This is a genomic window from Neorhizobium sp. DAR64862/K0K3, from assembly GCF_050500185.1.
In the GTDB taxonomy this organism is placed as follows: Bacteria; Pseudomonadota; Alphaproteobacteria; order Rhizobiales; family Rhizobiaceae; genus Neorhizobium; species Neorhizobium soli.
The window spans coordinates 2,654,880-2,670,983 of the sequence record NZ_CP191449.1; the positions used below are offsets into that span (position 1 = coordinate 2,654,880).

A 16,104-nucleotide genomic window follows, 5' to 3' on the forward strand; every position below is an offset into this window, starting at 1 on the left:
AAAGCCGTCAGATGGTGGCGGCTCTCATCGAATTCAAGTCGGAAGCGCTTTCGATCCTCAGACGATGCCGAAGCACCAGGCTAGGATCGACTTCTGCGCATGAAGGCGGTTTTCCGCCTCGTCGAACACTACTGACTGCGGTCCGTCGATGACCTCGTCGGTGACTTCCTCGCCGCGATGCGCCGGCAGGCAGTGCATGAAGAGCGCGTCCTTGTTTGCCTGATCCATCAGCGCCTTGTTGACCTGATAGGGCTGGAAGATGTTGTGGCCGCGCGCCTTGTGCTCCTGGTTCATCGACACCCACGTATCGGTGACGACGACATCAGCGCCGGTGACCGCTCGTTCGGCGTCGTGGCAGAGCATGATCTCGCCGCCATTGTTGCGCGCCCAGTTCAGGAACTTGTCATGCGGCTCGGAGCCCATCGGCACGGCCATGTTCATCTTGTAGCCGAACCGTGCCGAGCCTTCGACGAGCGAGTGCAGCACGTTGTTGCCGTCACCCGTCCAGGCGATGGTCTTGCCTTTGACAGGACCGCGATGCTCCTCGAAGGTCATCAGGTCGGCCATGATCTGACAGGGATGGGTATCGTCGGTCAGCGCGTTGATAACAGGCACGGTGGCGTGCTCGGCCATTTCCCGCATGCGGTTGTGATCGGTGGTGCGGATCATGATCGCATCGACATAGCGCGACAGGACACGTGCCGTATCGCCGATCGTCTCGGCGCGGCCGAGCTGCATTTCCGTGCCGGACAGGAAGAGCGTCTCGCCGCCGAGCTGGCGCATGCCGACATCGAAGGAGACGCGGGTGCGGGTGGACGGCTTTTCGAAAATCATCGCCAACATCTTGCCGGCGAGCGGCTGGTCTCCCTTGCCGGCCTTGAAGGCCTGCTTGCGGCTTTTCGCGTCGTCGAGAATGGTGCGAAGATCCTCCGGCGAAACCGCCGAAAGATCCAGGAAATGCTTTGGTGATGCCATGCTATCGTCCCCTATCGAGGGGAACCGTCACCGGCACCCCTCATCGCGCTCAGGCTGTTTTCTTGAGTTCTGCCTCGGTCAGCTTTTCCGCTGCCCGTTCGATCCGTGCGAGCCCCTCGCGGGCTTCCTCCGCCGTGATCGTCAACGGCGGCAGAAGGCGCACGACGTTATCGCCAGCAGGTACCGACAGCATTTTCTCATCGCGCATTGCAACGACCAGATCGCCAGCTGGCACCCTTGCCTTGATGCCGAGCATAAGGCCTTCGCCTCTGATATCTTCGATCACATCCGGGAAGCGATCCTTCAGGCTTGCCAGTCCCTGGCGGAACACGAGCGCGACATCGCGGACGTTTTCAAGGAAGCCATCGGCGAGCACGACGTCGAGCACTGCGTTGCCGCAGGCCATGCCAAGCGGATTGCCGCCATAGGTCGTGCCGTGGATGCCGGGCTTCATGCCGGAAGCAGCCTCTGCTGTCGCAAGGCAGGCGCCGAACGGGAAGCCGCCGCCGATGCCCTTGGCAACAGCCATGATATCAGGCGTGATGCCTGTCAGTTCGTGGGCGAAGAACCGGCCGGTGCGGCCAACCCCGCTCTGCACTTCGTCGAGGATCAGCAGCAGACCCCGGTCGTCGCAGATGCGACGCAGCTCGCGCAGGAATTCCTTGTCCACGACGCGCACGCCGCCCTCGCCCTGGATCGGCTCGATCAGCAGGGCGCCGGTGTTTTCGTTTATCGCAGCGTTGAGGGCATCGAGATCACCGAATGGGACCTGATCGAACCCTGGCGCCTTCGGGCCGAAGCCTTCCATGTATTTTTCCTGACCACCGGCGGCGATCGTCGCGATGGTCCGGCCGTGGAAAGCACCCTCGAAGGTGATGATGTGGAATTTCTCCGGATGGCCCTTGGAGAAATGATAGCGACGCGCCGTCTTGATGGCGGTCTCAAGCGCTTCGGCGCCGGAATTGGTAAAGAACACCTTGTCGGCGAACGTGGCATCCACCAGACGGCGGGCCAGACGCTCCTGCTCCGGGATCTCGTAGAGGTTGGAAAGGTGCCAGACCTTCTCGGCCTGCGACTTCAGCGCGTTTACCAGATGCGGATTGGAATGACCGCAGGAGGTGACGGCAACGCCTGCCCCGAAATCCAGATATCGCTCGCCACCTTCCGTCACAAGCCATACGCCCTCGCCTCGATCAAAGCGCAAAGGTGCCCGGGCAAACGTGTCGTAAAGTGCGGCTTCAGCCATGGCGACATCACTCCTCTGGGTAGGTTCCGACCCCCCTCTCCAGACCTCTCCGGAGACCGGGAATGCGGCCTGAAAAATCAAAAATGCCGCCCACCGGGCGGCGCGGGCACTATCATGGCTAAGTGCCTCCATGTCAACAAAACTTGGTGTTTTATAGGGCTTTCGGGGCATACGCCGCGATGCAACCTGATGCTGTGTTGCGGCATTTCGGTCTGTGACAAAAATGACTCTTGAGGGCAGCAAGTTGGGGAAAACCGCGAAATCGATTCGCGGCGATTCGAGCGACTCTTGCCACGGAGTCAGCCACACACTAGGTTAATCCTCAATTACTAGAACGCATGCGGCGGAACTAGTCACCTCGAAGCATAGATTGCGTGGGTGCGGCGGATTTATTTCGCCGCAGAGGTGAACGGATTCTGTCTGCCAGCAACGTTCAAAGGCGGAGAACGGCATGAACTGGACTGATGAGCGCGTCGAGCGACTTAAAAAACTATGGTCGGAAGGTCTCAGCGCCAGCCAGATTGCAGCCCAACTTGGAGGCGTAAGCCGCAATGCCGTGATCGGCAAAGTGCACCGTCTCAACCTTCCGGGTCGCGCCAAAGCAGGCGGTTCGGCGTCGGCCAATCGCCCGGCATCCAAGCGCCCAGCGCCCGCAGCTCCGCGCGCGCCGAGCTTTGCCGGACGCGACACAGCCCGTCCCGCAGCACGGACGGTGGGTGCAAACGCCCTCAAGGAAGATCAGGACGTCAACGTCGCCGAACCGGTGAAATACACCGCTTCCGGCAGCGTCGTTGTGCCGATCTCGCGCCGTCTGTCGCTGACGGATCTCACCGAGCGCACATGCAAGTGGCCGGTTGGCGATCCGCTGACGGACGACTTTCATTTCTGCGGTTGCGATGCGCAGGATGCGTCGCCCTATTGCAAATATCACGCGAAGCTTGCCTACCAGCCGGTGCACGAGCGCCGTCGTCCGGCTGCCCGCGCGTCCTGAGTCAGACGGCTGCGGAAACAAGATCGAAGGCGGGCTCTGGCCCGCCTTTTGCGTTTTCGGCATGGCTGACTTGCGCTGAAAAAACTTGCCTCGCACTCCCTGGGCTCCTATTTCGGCCTCGAGAGAGGACGACCTCCCCCTGAATGGGCATAACGCTGGGACGACCCGGCATGAACCTCACCTAAAGGGGAAGATCATGCGCTCGATAAGAGACCGTATTCGCCACGCCATCAGCTTTGAAATCATCGGGCTTCTGATGATGGTGCCGCTCGGCGCTTTCGTCTTCGACATGCCGGCCGAACATATGGGCATTGTCGGCGTCGTGTCTGCGACGGTCGCGACCGGCTGGAACTACCTCTACAATCTGGGTTTCGACCGCTTTCTGCAGGCGCGACGGGGTACGACGCTAAAGACGCCTGCCTTGCGCATTGCTCATGCGGTGCTGTTCGAAATCGGTCTGCTGGTCGTGCTGATGCCGTTTATCGCGTGGTATCTGCAGATTACCCTTCTCCATGCGCTGACAATGGATATCGCGATCGCGCTGTTCTACGTGGTCTATGCCTATCTCTTCAATCTTGGCTACGACAAGTTGTTCCCGCTGCCGGAATGGAAGACCCAGGAAGCCGCCTGACCATCAGAGTTTCGGACGGTGCAATACGCCAGTCCGATGGAAGCCTGAATTTGTCAGCAAACCCGATCTCTCCGGCGCGCGTGATCCGCAGAGCCCGGGTTTCCTCTCGGCGGCTGATCCAGCCGACGCCAAGAGCGCGGTCCAGCAGCGCCGCACCCATTTGTCCCGCCAGATGCGGCCGTCGCTCGCTCCAATCGAGGCATGTCCGGCAGAGCGGGCGTTTCGAACGGGTCAGCTGGTCGAGATCGATCCCGAAATCACAAAAGAAACGCCGACCTTCATCGGTGATCAGGCCGGCTCCATCGCCGAGCAGCAGATAGCCGTTGCCGGTCAGGGAGTCGGCGAGCGCGATGGCGAGACGGCCGGCCATGTGGTCGTAACAGGTGCGGACTAGCCGTAACGCTTCATCTTTCGGGCCCACAGGGTGATGGCGCTTCGGTCCGTCTGCGGCGACTGCCATCAACGCGTGGATCGCGTGCGCGACTTCCGGAGAGGCAAGTCGGTAATAGCGGTGCCTGCCCTGCTTTTCGACTGCGATCAGATGCGCCTGGGCCAGTTTGCCGAGATGGCCGCTGGTTGTCTGCGCGGTGACGCCGGCATGGCGTGCCAGTTCGCCCGCCGTCAGCGCCTGGCCGCCCATCAGCGCGGACAGCATGTTGGCGCGCGCGACATCGCCGATCAGGCTTGCAACTTCCGCAATCGTATTTCCTGAAACCATATTGGACATGATCCAGTTCTAGCACCGGAAAACTTTGCCGTCAGCGATCAACGGTTCGGCCGTCGCCGAAGCATTTCTTTTCCTCTCTCCGCTAAGAGGGGCGGAGATTGCATGGATGGGGATAGGAACTGGAATGGCGGACACCAAAACAAGCATGGCAACGGATCTGTTGCTGCTCCTCACGCTCGCGACGCTTTGGGGCGCGTCCTACACGCTGATCAAAGTCGGTGTGGAGACGATTTCGCCCGTCACCTTTATCGCCGTCAGAACACTGGTCGCCGGTCTCATTCTCGCTGCGGCACTTCGCCTTCGCGGATTGAAGCTGCCGACCGACCGGCAGACCTGGACGCTCTTCACGGTTCAGGCCGGCCTCAACAGCGCTGTCCCCTTCACCCTGATTGCCTGGGCCGAACAGACGACCGATGCGGGCCTTGCCACCATTTTGAGTTCCACGACGCCGATCTTCGCGTTTCTGCTGACGGCGCTGATCACGCGCCATGAAAGCGTCTCTGCGGCCAAGCTGTTTGGAGTTGCCGCAGGCATTGTCGGCATATGCCTGATCGTCGGCATGGAGGCGCTTGCCGGGTCGGGCGAGAACCTCTGGGCTCAACTCGCCATCGTGGCGGCGACGATCTGCTATGCGGCGGCTGCCATCTTCGGCAAGAATTTTAAGGGATTGGACCCGATGATGCCCGCCGCGGGATCGCTGATCGCAGGGGCGGCCATCCTCATTCCCGTGAGCCTCGTGGTCGACCGGCCCTGGACGCTGACGCCCAGCACCGATTCGATGCTCGCCCTGTTGGCGCTCGCGGTATTTTCGACGGCGCTCGCCTTCGTCATCTATTTCCGGCTGGTGCGGACGCTGGGCTCCGTCGGCACGACGGCGCAGGCCTATCTGCGGGTGCCGATCGGCGTTGGCATCGGCGTCGTGTTTCTCGGCGAAACGCTTGCCTCGACAGCCTGGCTCGGTCTCGCCTGCGTCGTGACCGGTGTCATTGCCATGACGCTGCCGGCTAGGAGACGCGGTGCTCAGGCTTCCATCGAGTAGCCGGCACCGCGGACCGTGCGGATGACGTCCTGCATGTTGGAGAAGTTGAGTGCCTTCCGCAGGCGCCCCACATGCACGTCGACGGTGCGTTCGTCGACATAGATGTCATGGCCCCAGACGCCGTCGAGCAACTGCGAGCGCGAAAAGACGCGGCTGGGCGACGCCATCAGGAATTCTAGAAGTCTAAACTCTGTCGGCCCGAGGCGAACTTCGCGGCTCTTGCGGTGAACGCGGTGGGTTTCGCGGTCGAGTTCGATGTCGCCGCATTTGAGGACGCTCGACAGCACTTCGGGTCGGGCACGACGCAGCATCGCCTTGACGCGGGCCATCAGCTCCGGTGTCGAAAACGGCTTGACCACATAGTCGTCGGCGCCCGTGGCAAGCCCACGAACGCGCTCGCTTTCTTCGCCGCGCGCCGTCAGCATGATGATCGGCAGGCGTTCCGTCTCCGGCCGCATGCGCAGGCGACGGCACAGTTCGATGCCTGAAACGCCCGGCAGCATCCAGTCGAGAATGAGAAGATCCGGAACGCGCTCCTGAAGCCTGATTTCCGCTTCGTCACCGCGAAGCACGGTATCGACCTCGTAACCCTCGGCCTCCAGGTTATACCGAAGGAGGACGCTGAGGGCCTCTTCGTCTTCCACGACTGCGATCTTCGGCTGCATTCCGACTTGCTCCGTCACTCGTCCCGAACTGCACTTAGATCCGCCAGATCCGCTCGCGCTGCTTCAGGTCATTGGTTTTGGCAGTTATCGTCCCGAAACCGGCAGGCGATTTCGGGAGAGCTGCATCATGTCCCGGCGGAGCCGAGCATGTTGGACGTATCGTCCTTCGGACGTTCGCCCTCCGGCTGTGCGCCGGTTGCGATGTAGTAGATGGTCTCGGCGATATTGGTCGCGTGGTCGCCGATGCGCTCGATGTTCTTGGCGCAGAACAGGAGATGGGTGCAGGTGGTGATGTTGCGCGGATCCTCCATCATGTAGGTGAGGAGTTCGCGGAACAGCGAGGTGTACATCGCGTCAATCTCTTCATCGCGCTGGCGGATGATTTCGGCTTTTTCCGCGGAGCGGTTGGCGAAGACATCAAGAACGTCCTTGAGCTGCACCAGCGCCAGTTCGGAAAGATGCTCCAGACCACGGGCGAGCTTGCGCGGGACGCCTGTTCCCTGCACGGCGAGCACGCGCTTGGCGGTGTTCTTACCAAGGTCGCCGACGCGTTCCAGGTCAGCTGCAATGCGCAGCGTGCCGATGATCTCGCGAAGATCGGCTGCCATCGGCTGGCGCTTGGCGATGGTGACGATCGCCTTGTCCTGGATATCGCGCTCGGCGTGGTCGAGAATGACGTCGTCCGAGATGACCTTCTGGGCCAGCGCCGAGTCGGAGTTGACGAGCGCACGCACGGCATCACCGCACATCTGCTCCGCCAGGCCGCCCATTTCGGAGATCCGGCGGTTCAGGTATTTCAGTTCCTCGTCATAGGCCGAGAGAATATGGGTCGAAACCATGTGTCTGATCCTTGATGTCTGCAGTTGCGGCTGACGGGCTCTGCGCCCGCATCAGCCGAAGCGGCCCATGATGTAATCCTGGGTGCGCTGGTCATCCGGATTGGTGAACATCTTGTCGGTATCGTTTTCCTCGACCAGATGGCCGAGATGGAACATTGCCGTGCGCTGTGAAACGCGGGCTGCCTGCTGCATCGAGTGGGTGACGATCACGATCGTGTAGTTGGCGCGCAGTTCGTGGATCAGTTCCTCGACCTTGGCCGTGGCGATGGGGTCGAGTGCCGAGCACGGCTCGTCCATCAGAATGACTTCAGGCGAAACGGCGATCGCACGGGCGATGCAAAGGCGCTGCTGCTGACCGCCGGAAAGGCCGGTACCGCCTTCATGCAGGCGATCCTTGACTTCTGCCCAGAGGCCGGCGCGCTGCAGGCTTGCCTCGACAATCGCGTCCATTTCCGTCTTGCCGCGGGCAAGGCCGTGGATGCGGGGACCGTAGGCAATGTTCTCGTAGATCGACTTCGGGAACGGGTTCGGCTTCTGAAACACCATGCCGACCCGGGCGCGCAGCTCCACGACGTCGATTTCCTTGTCGTAGATATCGTCGCCGTCGAGCGTGATCTTGCCGGTGACGCGGCAACCCTCGATCGTGTCGTTCATGCGGTTCATCGTGCGCAGGAAGGTGGACTTGCCGCAGCCAGACGGACCGATCAAAGCAGTGACGGTATTTTGGCGGACATTCAGGTTCACGTCATAAAGAGCGCGCTTGTCACCGTAATAAACGGAGACATCCTTGCCGATCATCTTATATGCAACGTCGTTCATTTTCTTGTCCAGCGCCTTCTCAACTGCAGCTTCTGACATCATGTTCATTGCTTCCCCCTTCCTCTACCAACGCCGTTCGAAGCGGCGTCGCAAGAGAATTGCGCCAACATTCATCAAGATCAGGAACAGGAGCAGGATCATGATCGCTCCCGAGGTTCGTTCAACGAAGGCGCGTTCCGCCTCGTTAGCCCACATGTAGATCTGTACCGGCAGCGCTGTCGACGGATCCATCGGCGTGGTCGGATAGTTCGCCACGAAGGCGACCATGCCGATCAAGAGGAGCGGCGCGGTTTCGCCAAGGGCGTGCGCGAGGCCGATGATCGTACCGGTCAGGATACCGGGCATGGCAAGCGGCAGGACATGGTGGAAGATGGTCTGCATCTTCGAGGCACCGAGCCCGAGCGCTGCAGCACGGATCGACGGTGGCACTGCTTTCAGTGCCGCGCGGGTGGCGATGATAATGGTCGGAAGCGTCATCAGCGTCAGCACCAGGCCGCCGACCAGCGAGGCCGAGCGCGGCAGGCCCATGAAGTTGATGAAGACCGCGAGACCCAACAGACCGTAGACGATCGACGGGACCGCTGCGAGATTGTTGATGTTGACCTCGATCAGGTCGGTGAACCGGTTCTTCGGGGCAAACTCTTCAAGATAGATCGAGGCTGCGACGCCGATCGGCAGCGACAGGACGAGCACGATCAGCATCATGTAGAAGGAGCCGATCAGAGCGACGCCGACGCCGGCTGCTTCCGGACGGCTGGACGCGCCGTTGAAGAAAATGCCGGTGTTGAATTCCTTGGCGAGCGCACCGCTGTCGGTCAGCTGCTTCATCCATCCGACCTGCTGGTCGGACACCTTGCGGCTGGTTTCCGCCACGTCGAGATTGATCTGGCCTTTCACGGCGCTGTCGATATCGCCGGCCGCCAGAAGCGAAACCGTCTGAGTCGTGCCGATGATCTCAGGATCGGAAACGACCATATCGCGCAGCTGGCCACGAACGCCGTCCGAAATCATCTGGTTGACGGCACGCAGGCCCTGGCGATCGGTTTCGGCGACGCCCAGAACCTTCGCCAGCGCATTGCGGGCGACGATCGGGTAGTTGGCCGTCATCAGCTTGGCCGGATCCGTAGCCCGCACATTATCCTTGTCGATGATCTGCTGCGAGAACTCGACAGGGATCGTGATCATCGTCTGCTGAAAGGCGGTATAGCCCTTCGAGACGACCGACCACAGAAGGAGCATCAGGAACAGGATGCCGAACGAGAGAGCAGCGATGCCATAGGCACGGAAGCGGCGCTCGGCGGCGTAGCGGCGTTTGATACCGATATCGCGACGGGCAGGCTTGGCCAAGACGCCGGCGGTGGAGGAAACCACGTCGGTCATTCGTACTGCTCCCGGTATTTGCGCACGATGTAGAGCGCGTAGATGTTGAGGCAAAGCGTGATCGCAAAGAGCGTGATGCCGAGTGCGAAGGCGACAAGCGTCTGCGGCGAGGTGAATTCAAGGTCGCCCGTCAGCTGGCTGACGATCTTGACGGTCACCGTCGTCATCGGCTCGAACGGGTTGAGCTGCATGCGGGCGGCGACGCCGGCGGCGAGCACTACGATCATGGTTTCGCCGATGGCGCGCGAGGCGGTCATCAGAAGTGCGCCGACGATGCCCGGCAGTGCTGCCGGCAGGACGACCTTCTTGATGGTTTCGGACTGGGTGGCGCCGAGACCGAGCGAGCCGTCACGAAGCGTTCCCGGCACGGCGGTTATGATGTCGTCCGACAGCGACGAGACGTAAGGGATCAGCATGATGCCCATGACGAAGCCGGCGGTGAGAACGCTCTGTGCCTGGATGAAGTTGGCGTAATCGCCGGTGACAAGGCCGTTCAGCTGCGAAGACAGGTCGCGCAGGAACGGGCCGACCGTCGTCAGGGCAAAGAAGCCGTAGACGATGGTGGGAATGCCGGCGAGAACTTCGAGCAGAGGCTTTGCCACGGAGCGGACACCGCGGGAGGCGTATTCCGACATGTAGATCGCGGAAAACAGACCGCTCGGGACGGCGACGAGCATGGCGACGAAGCCGATATAGAGTGTGCCGAGAAGCAGCGGGATAAGGCCGAACTGACCAGCCGAATCCGTGGCGCCGGCGGCCGCAAAGCGCGGATCCCACACGGTGCCGAAGAAGAACTCCCACGGCGGGATGCTGGTGAAGAAGTGCGTCGCTTCCGTCAGCATCGAGGCAACGATGCCGACCGTGGTCAGGATCGCGATCGAGGATGCGACGACGAGGCTTGCGAGGATCACCTTCTCGACACGGTTGCGAGCCCGAAACCGCGGCGCGATGCGCGTGTAGGAAAAGCCGGCGCCGATCAGGGCTGCCAGAAGGACTACCGCGGTCATAACCCAGTTGCTGATCTTGGTCATGACGTTGAGATCGCCAGCGGACTCGACCATGTATGGTTCGGGGTCGCCGGCAAGCGGGACGCCCTTAGCGCCAAGCGCTGCGCGCAGTTCGACGGGATTTCCGCCGATGCGCTCGATCTCGTCCAGGCTCAATACGTTCATGCCGCGCGCGAGCGAGCTTACCATGCCGAAGGAGAGACCCTGTTCGGCCGGCGAACGCGCCTTTACGTCTTCAGGAAAGCCATCGAGGACAGTGGAGTTGATATAGAGGGGGCTGACGACCAGCCACGCGGCCAGGATGAGAACCGACGGCAGAACGGCGCAGAGTGCGACGAAGGTGCCGTAGTAGCCCGGACGTGAATGAAGCTTTGAGGAACGGCCGCCGGCGATTGCCAGGGCGTGCCTGGTTCCGACAACGTAACAAGCGATCGCAATTATCGCCAGAATCAATAAAATCAATGGTGTGCTCATTAAAATCCCCCGGCCTACCGCCATCGACGGCACCCATTACCGCACAAATCCCACCATCGGAATCAATATGTTTCGCCATCCAAAACGCAGCGACTGACGCCAAGCTTTGCTTCTGTCGCACGACGGACAAGTCGCCGCCTGGCACGAAAGAAGACCGGCGCCGCAAGAAGCGGCGCCGGAATTTTGATTACATGGTCTTGCCGGCTTCGAAGTCCTTGCGGACCTGTTCGCGCTGATCGTCCGGAGCAGCAACCAGGCCGTATTCGGCGAGCGGGCTGTCAGGGCCGATCATTTCGTCGGAGATGAAGAACTCAACATATTCCTTGAGGCCTGGGATAACGCCGAGGTGAGCCTTCTTGACGTAGAAGAACAGAGGGCGCGACACCGGGTACTTGCCCGAAGCAATGGTTTCGGTGGAAGCAACGACATCCGAAACGGTCGCGACCTTCAGCTTGTCCATGTTGTTTTCATAGAAGGCTAGGCCGAAAACGCCGAGGCCGGTCTTGTTGGCCGAGATGCGGGCCAGCGTTTCGGTGTAATCGCCGTCGATGTCGACAGCTGCGCCGTCCTTGCGAACTGCAACGCACTTGGCAGCAGCCTGCTTGGCATCGGTGATGGCAGCCTTGATGACGTCAGTCGCGCCGGCTTCCTTGCAGCCTTCAGCCATGATCTTCTCTTCGAAGACTTCGCGGGTGCCGTGCTTGGAGCCTGGGATGTAAGCTGCGATCGGGCCCTTCGGCAGGGTCGCATTGACTTCCGACCAGTTCTTGTAAGGGTTGGCAACGAGCTTGCCGTCAACGACGACTTCAGCAGCCAATGCCTTGTAGAGATCCTTCGGGGTGATCTTCATGTCGCCGTTCGACGAGTCGGCAGCGAATACGATGCCGTCGTAACCGATGCGGATTTCCTGAACGTCCGTGACGCCGGCAGCCTTGCAGGCTTCGGCTTCGCTCTTGTTGATCTTGCGCGAAGCATTGGCAACGTCGATCGTGCCTTCGCCGACGCCGGAGCAGAATGCCTTCAGACCGCCGCCCGTGCCGCCGGACTCAACAACCGGTGCCTTGAAGTTCGGGTTGGTCTCGGCAAAGGTCTCGGCAACGATCTTCGCATAGGGAAGAACGGTGGAGGAGCCGGCAACCTGAACCTGGTCGCGTGCGGATGCAACGCCGGCAAAGGCAACAGAGGCCACGAGGGCTGCTGCGGAAAGTTTGAACATGTTCATCGAAGTTCTCCCGGTATGGGTTTCCAGAAATCTTGTCATGCCGGCCTCTTAGACATTTGCCGGCTCTCGGCCCGCTGGTCATAGCCGCCCTTGGCCTTAGCTTTTATGTCACTTCGGTGAAACATTTGTGACAATTCAAGCTGTTGAAAATACTGATGTTCTGGAAGCAACCGGGAAAACTGGGTTGGTTTTATGTCAGAAACGGACGGTAAACTCCGTCCCCTTGCCGAGTTCCGACTTCACAAGCAGGCGGGCGCGGTGCCTGGTGAGGATATGCTTGACGATGGCAAGCCCCAATCCGGTGCCCTTCTTGGAGCGGCTGTCGGCGACGCTGACGCGATAGAAACGCTCGGTCAGGCGCGGAACGTGCTCCGCCGGTATGCCCGGCCCCTTGTCGATGACATTGACTTCGACCGGCAGCCTGCCGCCGCCTTTCAGGAAGACATCGACGAACTTGCCCTCCTGACCATACTTGCAGGCATTCTCGATGAGGTTCTCGATCACTTCGATCAGTTCGTCTCGATCGCCCAGCACATCGACCCTGCCTTCGGGAAGATGCAGGCGGATTTCGACGCCCAGTTCCTCAGCCAAAGGCAAGAGCGCGTCGCTGACATGGATGATCAGCGGCTTCAGGTCCACGGTCTGGTCCGGAGCAATATGCGACTTCAGTTCCAGCCGCGACAGGGAGAGAAGGTCGTCCACCAGTCGGCTCATCCTGGTCGCCTGGTCGAGCATGATGCCGAGAAAGCGTTCCTGCGCCTTCGGATCGCCGCGAGCCGGGCCCTGAATTGTCTCGATGAAGCCTCTGAGCGAGGCAAGCGGCGTTCTCAGCTCATGGCTTGCATTGGCGACGAAATCGGATCGCATCCGGTCGATGCTGCGCAGTTCGGAGACATCGCGGAACGACAGGAGGTAATAGTTTCCCATGCCCGGCGCCAGGCCGCCGATATCGATCGGCGCCACGCGCAGGATGAAGACCCGTTCGGATGGGAGCCGCTCGGAATGTTCGATCTGGTTCGGCTGGCCAGTTGCGATAGTTTCGCGCAGCATGTCGAGAATGCCGGGCGACCGCAGCCGCGCCGTCAGATGGGTGCCGATCGGCAGATCGCCGAAGGCCCGCTCCGCCGCCTTGTTGCGGTAGAGAACGGTGATGTCTCCACCCAGCACCACGACCGGCATGTCCAGCGTGCCGAGAGTTGCCGAGATCAGCGGCAGCGGGTCGAAGACGGGTGGCTCCGGAACAGGCATTTCAACCGGTACGACAGGTATCTCCGGCAAGGGCCGGGACAGCACGGCGACGACGAGGGGAAGCCAGAGCGCGAAGACCAGAAGATCGTTCGCGCCGGCAATAAAAGCGATCACCGCGATCGTCGAGAGCAGCAGAAGCAGCAGCCACTCGCGCCGGAAGCGAAGTGCCAGCTCTTGCGCAAACCCGCGCTCTTCCTTCGGCAACGCTTCCACGCGCGAACCCCTTTTTGTTTGGTCGAACTTGCGGTCATATAACGCTTGCATGACAGATATGCATCGGTCCTGAGGGAAACCTCAAGCCCTGCAAACCGTTGAAGCAGTCGCAGCCGTTTCGGCCGCCGAAGGAAAAAGGACAGCAATCATGGCAGAGACAAGCAGCCGGTCAGCGGAACTGGAAATCGATGGCAAGCTGAGGCATTTCGACATTGACGATCCGAAACTGCCCGGCTGGGTGCATGATCACGCGCTGGAATCCGGCGGCTTTCCCTATGACCACAAGTTGGACAAGGAGAAATACGCCAAGCAGCTGGAGAAGCTGCAGATCGAGCTCGTGAAGGTGCAGTACTGGCTGCAGGATACCGGCAAGCGGATGATTGCGCTGTTCGAGGGGCGGGATGCTGCCGGCAAGGGCGGTACGATCATGTCCATCCGCTCCTATATCAATCCGCGATCTGCACGCGTGGTGGCGTTGAGCAAACCTTCGCCCACCGAAGCGGGCCAGTGGTATTTCCAGCGTTACGTGTCGCACTTCCCGACGTCGGGCGAGATCGTGCTGTTCGACCGCTCCTGGTACAATCGCGCGGTGGTCGAGCCTGTCATGGGCTTCTGCAAGCCGGGCCAATACGAAGCCTTCATGAAGGACGTTCCGCAATTCGAGGAGATGATCGTCGACGACGATATCCATCTGTTCAAGTTCTGGCTGGATATCGGCCAGGAAATGCAGCTGAAGCGGTTTCACGACCGGCGCCACGATCCGTTGAAGATCTGGAAGCTTTCGCCGATGGACATCGCGGCACTGAACAAATGGCCTGACTACACCGCAAAGCGCGACCACATGCTGGAGCGAACACACAGCAAGCTTGCGCCATGGACGGTGGTGCTGGCAAACGACAAGCGGCGTGCGCATCTGAACGTCATCCGCCACATCCTTGGATCCCTCGATTACGAAGGGAAAGACAGGGACGCGATCGGTGAGATCGACGACAAGATCCTCGGATTTGGCAGCAAGTTCCTGAAATAGAGACAGACAGGTGAGCGAGCCGGACGACGTTGTCGTCCGGCGTTCAGGTTTCAGCCTGCGGGCAAAATGCGGACGGAGTAGAGCAGGACCGGTCTGTCGGAACCGTCGAGGCCGGTATTGATCAGGATGCGGCCCGGCGCGTTTGGCGCGATCGCCCGGTCGAAGCTGACCTTGAACAGGGCTTCCAGTCGCTCCTGGGTTGCTGTGAACCGATGTCTTGCGCAGCCCCCAAGGCTGCCGAAATCGCAGCGTATCGACATCTGGACACCTTGGTTGCCGCCAGCCTGGACGGTGACTGCGATGGTGGCCGGCCCGCCCGCCAGGCGCTGCAATACATCCGCCGGAACCGTGACGGCGATATCACCGCCGGTTTGCGGGGTTGCCGACAGGAGCCGAACGGCTGGACCTTCCGAACCGGTTGCAGCCTCTGCCTTTGCCTCGCGACCGACCTGCAGCGTATCGATCTGCTTCGGTTCGAAGACCTGCGCCCATTCATCGGAAAAGCCGCCGCGAGGATCAAAACGCGCATTGGGACCCGCCTGCGATTGCGACGCCCGGTTGGCGGCCTGCAGGGCCTCGTCCATCACCGACTGGACCAGGCCCGAATTATAGAAATACCAGCAAGCGACGCCGACGACTGCAAGCGAGATGACCCATTTCAGCAGCCAGGAGATCAGCCGCTGACGACGGCTCTTGCGCGGCTTGGCTGCAGGGTTCGTCTCGGCGTCGAGAGATCCGCGCCGCTTCCTGCCGCGCTCGGGCTTGGCAACAGGCGGTTGGCCACGTTGCACGCGGTCCGGCTCGACCGAGGTCAGTCCGTCCATCTGCGGCACTTCGGATGAGGCCGGACGGAAATCCGGTCGCGCGGCGCCGAGACTTCCGAGATCCCCGGCCGACTGGACATCGTTGGGCTGCCTCTGGTCATTTGCCGGGGATGGTGCGCGTGTTGCGCCGCCGAGACCGGTATCCGGATCGGGGGCGGCTACCCTTTCATCCGCAACGATCGGGGCTGCGACATCTGGAGCTGCGGCTCTGGCCGTGGCGGCAGGTGCGACAACCGGGTCGATGACAGGGTGAGTGATCTCGTCAGGCTCGATAGCGGGACCGGCCAGCCGGTCCACTTCCTCCGTCTCGATCTCGCGGATCTTTTCCTCCAGCCGCTTTTGCTGCTGCATGACAATCAGCTTGTCGGTCACGCCCTGGCGCTGCAGACCTGCTTCCAGCGCCTGTCGCGCCGACTGATAAATCCGTGCCCGCGTGTCGCCATCGGTCCGATCGGAACGATCAAGGGCATTCCTGATGGCTGTTTCCAAACCGCTCACTGCGGATCCTTCCGATTGTGCATACCCGACTGCCGGCCTTGCTGAAAAGACGGCGTTAATTTTCGGTAACCTCTCCGTCGCCGAACTGCAAGCCGGTGGTCAATGGCCTTCCTTCGCCAAGATTGGGGAGAAGATATGGTTAGGCGTGAGAATGCCGCGGAAACAGCCGCTTATCGAGCCGCCAGTGCGCATGGCACGCATACCTTCGCCAGACGGCGCCATCTTTCCCGAGCCGAATGCATCTGCTAAAACCGATCTTACGTGTGCGTAAACGTAAAT

Annotated in this window: 16 protein-coding genes; 5 read left to right on the top strand and 11 right to left on the bottom strand. The window is 60.9% G+C overall.

Annotated features, from left to right (window positions below; translation table 11 throughout):
• Nucleotides 1-57: 57 nt before the first annotated feature.
• Both argF and ACQY1L_RS12835 read right to left on the bottom strand, forming a co-directional pair.
• Nucleotides 58-975: an ornithine carbamoyltransferase gene (argF, locus tag ACQY1L_RS12830; protein ID WP_062453925.1), complete on the bottom strand. Its 918-nt coding sequence runs from the start codon at nt 973-975 to the stop codon at nt 58-60.
• Nucleotides 976-1,024: 49 nt separating this feature from the next.
• The gene (locus ACQY1L_RS12835; RefSeq protein ID WP_092663652.1) at nt 1,025-2,221 is read right to left on the bottom strand and encodes an aspartate aminotransferase family protein; all 1,197 of its coding nucleotides are present in this window, start codon (nt 2,219-2,221) and stop codon (nt 1,025-1,027) included.
• Between the two features lie 451 nt (nt 2,222-2,672).
• Here ACQY1L_RS12835 and ACQY1L_RS12840 point away from each other — a divergent pair, with 451 nt between their 5' ends.
• Together ACQY1L_RS12840 and ACQY1L_RS12845 are read left to right on the top strand one after the other, a co-directional pair.
• Entirely contained in the window at nt 2,673-3,212 is a 540-nt protein-coding gene (locus ACQY1L_RS12840; RefSeq protein WP_062453927.1) for a GcrA family cell cycle regulator, read from the top strand.
• A gap of 196 nt (nt 3,213-3,408) precedes the next feature.
• Complete coding sequence (locus ACQY1L_RS12845) at nt 3,409-3,843, top strand: PACE efflux transporter (protein WP_062453928.1); 435 nt, start codon at nt 3,409-3,411, stop codon at nt 3,841-3,843.
• Here ACQY1L_RS12845 and ACQY1L_RS12850 read toward each other — a convergent pair.
• Nucleotides 3,782-4,570, bottom strand: a complete 789-nt coding sequence (locus ACQY1L_RS12850; RefSeq protein ID WP_430241066.1) for an ArsR/SmtB family transcription factor — start codon at nt 4,568-4,570, stop codon at nt 3,782-3,784. The genes ACQY1L_RS12845 and ACQY1L_RS12850 overlap by 62 nt on opposite strands.
• Nucleotides 4,571-4,694: 124 nt before the next feature.
• On the opposite strand from ACQY1L_RS12850, the gene ACQY1L_RS12855 reads away from it, so the two are divergent.
• The gene (locus ACQY1L_RS12855; protein ID WP_430241067.1) at nt 4,695-5,609 is read left to right on the top strand and encodes a DMT family transporter; all 915 of its coding nucleotides are present in this window, start codon (nt 4,695-4,697) and stop codon (nt 5,607-5,609) included.
• Here ACQY1L_RS12855 and phoB read toward each other — a convergent pair.
• The 7 genes from phoB to phoR all read right to left on the bottom strand — a co-directional run bounded on the left by phoB (nt 5,591) and on the right by phoR (nt 13,527).
• The gene (phoB, locus tag ACQY1L_RS12860) at nt 5,591-6,274 is read right to left on the bottom strand and encodes a phosphate regulon transcriptional regulator PhoB (protein WP_062453930.1); all 684 of its coding nucleotides are present in this window, start codon (nt 6,272-6,274) and stop codon (nt 5,591-5,593) included. The two genes, ACQY1L_RS12855 and phoB, sit on opposite strands and share 19 nt — an antisense overlap.
• 125 nt (nt 6,275-6,399) lie before the next feature.
• The gene (gene phoU, locus ACQY1L_RS12865; RefSeq protein WP_062453931.1) at nt 6,400-7,113 is read right to left on the bottom strand and encodes a phosphate signaling complex protein PhoU; all 714 of its coding nucleotides are present in this window, start codon (nt 7,111-7,113) and stop codon (nt 6,400-6,402) included.
• Nucleotides 7,114-7,164: 51 nt separating this feature from the next.
• Nucleotides 7,165-7,980 carry a phosphate ABC transporter ATP-binding protein PstB gene (pstB, locus tag ACQY1L_RS12870; RefSeq protein WP_062453932.1) on the bottom strand — a complete coding sequence of 272 codons (816 nt, stop codon included), beginning with the start codon at nt 7,978-7,980 and terminating at the stop codon, nt 7,165-7,167.
• Nucleotides 7,981-7,995: 15 nt separating this feature from the next.
• Nucleotides 7,996-9,312, bottom strand: a complete 1,317-nt coding sequence (pstA, locus tag ACQY1L_RS12875; protein WP_062453933.1) for a phosphate ABC transporter permease PstA — start codon at nt 9,310-9,312, stop codon at nt 7,996-7,998.
• Nucleotides 9,309-10,793: a phosphate ABC transporter permease subunit PstC gene (pstC, locus tag ACQY1L_RS12880; protein ID WP_062453934.1), complete on the bottom strand. Its 1,485-nt coding sequence runs from the start codon at nt 10,791-10,793 to the stop codon at nt 9,309-9,311. The genes pstA and pstC overlap by 4 nt, the downstream gene beginning before the upstream one ends.
• Nucleotides 10,794-10,980: 187 nt before the next feature.
• The gene (locus ACQY1L_RS12885) at nt 10,981-12,015 is read right to left on the bottom strand and encodes a substrate-binding domain-containing protein (protein WP_062453935.1); all 1,035 of its coding nucleotides are present in this window, start codon (nt 12,013-12,015) and stop codon (nt 10,981-10,983) included.
• Nucleotides 12,016-12,210: 195 nt separating this feature from the next.
• Entirely contained in the window at nt 12,211-13,527 is a 1,317-nt protein-coding gene (gene phoR, locus ACQY1L_RS12890; RefSeq protein WP_430241071.1) for a phosphate regulon sensor histidine kinase PhoR, read from the bottom strand.
• Between the two features lie 97 nt (nt 13,528-13,624).
• Here phoR and ppk2 point away from each other — a divergent pair, with 97 nt between their 5' ends.
• Nucleotides 13,625-14,503, top strand: a complete 879-nt coding sequence (ppk2, locus tag ACQY1L_RS12895; RefSeq protein WP_430241073.1) for a polyphosphate kinase 2 — start codon at nt 13,625-13,627, stop codon at nt 14,501-14,503.
• A 50-nt stretch (nt 14,504-14,553) separates the two neighbouring features.
• On the opposite strand, the gene ACQY1L_RS12900 is transcribed toward ppk2, so the two are convergent.
• A complete protein-coding gene (locus ACQY1L_RS12900) occupies nt 14,554-15,825 on the bottom strand; it encodes a hypothetical protein (RefSeq protein WP_139283895.1) in 1,272 nt (423 codons plus the stop codon).
• Between ACQY1L_RS12900 and ACQY1L_RS12905 the strand changes: the two genes are divergently transcribed.
• Nucleotides 15,803-16,096 carry a hypothetical protein gene (locus ACQY1L_RS12905; RefSeq protein ID WP_184654128.1) on the top strand — a complete coding sequence of 98 codons (294 nt, stop codon included), beginning with the start codon at nt 15,803-15,805 and terminating at the stop codon, nt 16,094-16,096. The genes ACQY1L_RS12900 and ACQY1L_RS12905 overlap by 23 nt on opposite strands.
• Nucleotides 16,097-16,104: the final 8 nt, after the last annotated feature.

Excerpts from the sequence above, each read along its gene's own strand:
- argF (WP_062453925.1), bottom strand. The coding sequence starts at position 975 with ATGGCATCACCAAAGCATTTCCTGGATCTTTCGGCGGTTTCGCCGGAG.
- ACQY1L_RS12835 (WP_092663652.1), bottom strand. The coding sequence starts at position 2,221 with ATGGCTGAAGCCGCACTTTACGACACGTTTGCCCGGGCACCTTTGCGC.
- ACQY1L_RS12840 (WP_062453927.1), top strand. The coding sequence starts at position 2,673 with ATGAACTGGACTGATGAGCGCGTCGAGCGACTTAAAAAACTATGGTCG.
- ACQY1L_RS12845 (WP_062453928.1), top strand. The coding sequence starts at position 3,409 with ATGCGCTCGATAAGAGACCGTATTCGCCACGCCATCAGCTTTGAAATC.
- ACQY1L_RS12850 (WP_430241066.1), bottom strand. The coding sequence starts at position 4,570 with ATGTCCAATATGGTTTCAGGAAATACGATTGCGGAAGTTGCAAGCCTG.
- ACQY1L_RS12855 (WP_430241067.1), top strand. The coding sequence starts at position 4,695 with ATGGCGGACACCAAAACAAGCATGGCAACGGATCTGTTGCTGCTCCTC.
- phoB (WP_062453930.1), bottom strand. The coding sequence starts at position 6,274 with ATGCAGCCGAAGATCGCAGTCGTGGAAGACGAAGAGGCCCTCAGCGTC.
- phoU (WP_062453931.1), bottom strand. The coding sequence starts at position 7,113 with ATGGTTTCGACCCATATTCTCTCGGCCTATGACGAGGAACTGAAATAC.
- pstB (WP_062453932.1), bottom strand. The coding sequence starts at position 7,980 with ATGAACATGATGTCAGAAGCTGCAGTTGAGAAGGCGCTGGACAAGAAA.
- pstA (WP_062453933.1), bottom strand. The coding sequence starts at position 9,312 with ATGACCGACGTGGTTTCCTCCACCGCCGGCGTCTTGGCCAAGCCTGCC.
- pstC (WP_062453934.1), bottom strand. The coding sequence starts at position 10,793 with ATGAGCACACCATTGATTTTATTGATTCTGGCGATAATTGCGATCGCT.
- ACQY1L_RS12885 (WP_062453935.1), bottom strand. The coding sequence starts at position 12,015 with ATGAACATGTTCAAACTTTCCGCAGCAGCCCTCGTGGCCTCTGTTGCC.
- phoR (WP_430241071.1), bottom strand. The coding sequence starts at position 13,527 with ATGCAAGCGTTATATGACCGCAAGTTCGACCAAACAAAAAGGGGTTCG.
- ppk2 (WP_430241073.1), top strand. The coding sequence starts at position 13,625 with ATGGCAGAGACAAGCAGCCGGTCAGCGGAACTGGAAATCGATGGCAAG.
- ACQY1L_RS12905 (WP_184654128.1), top strand. The coding sequence starts at position 15,803 with ATGGCTGTTTCCAAACCGCTCACTGCGGATCCTTCCGATTGTGCATAC.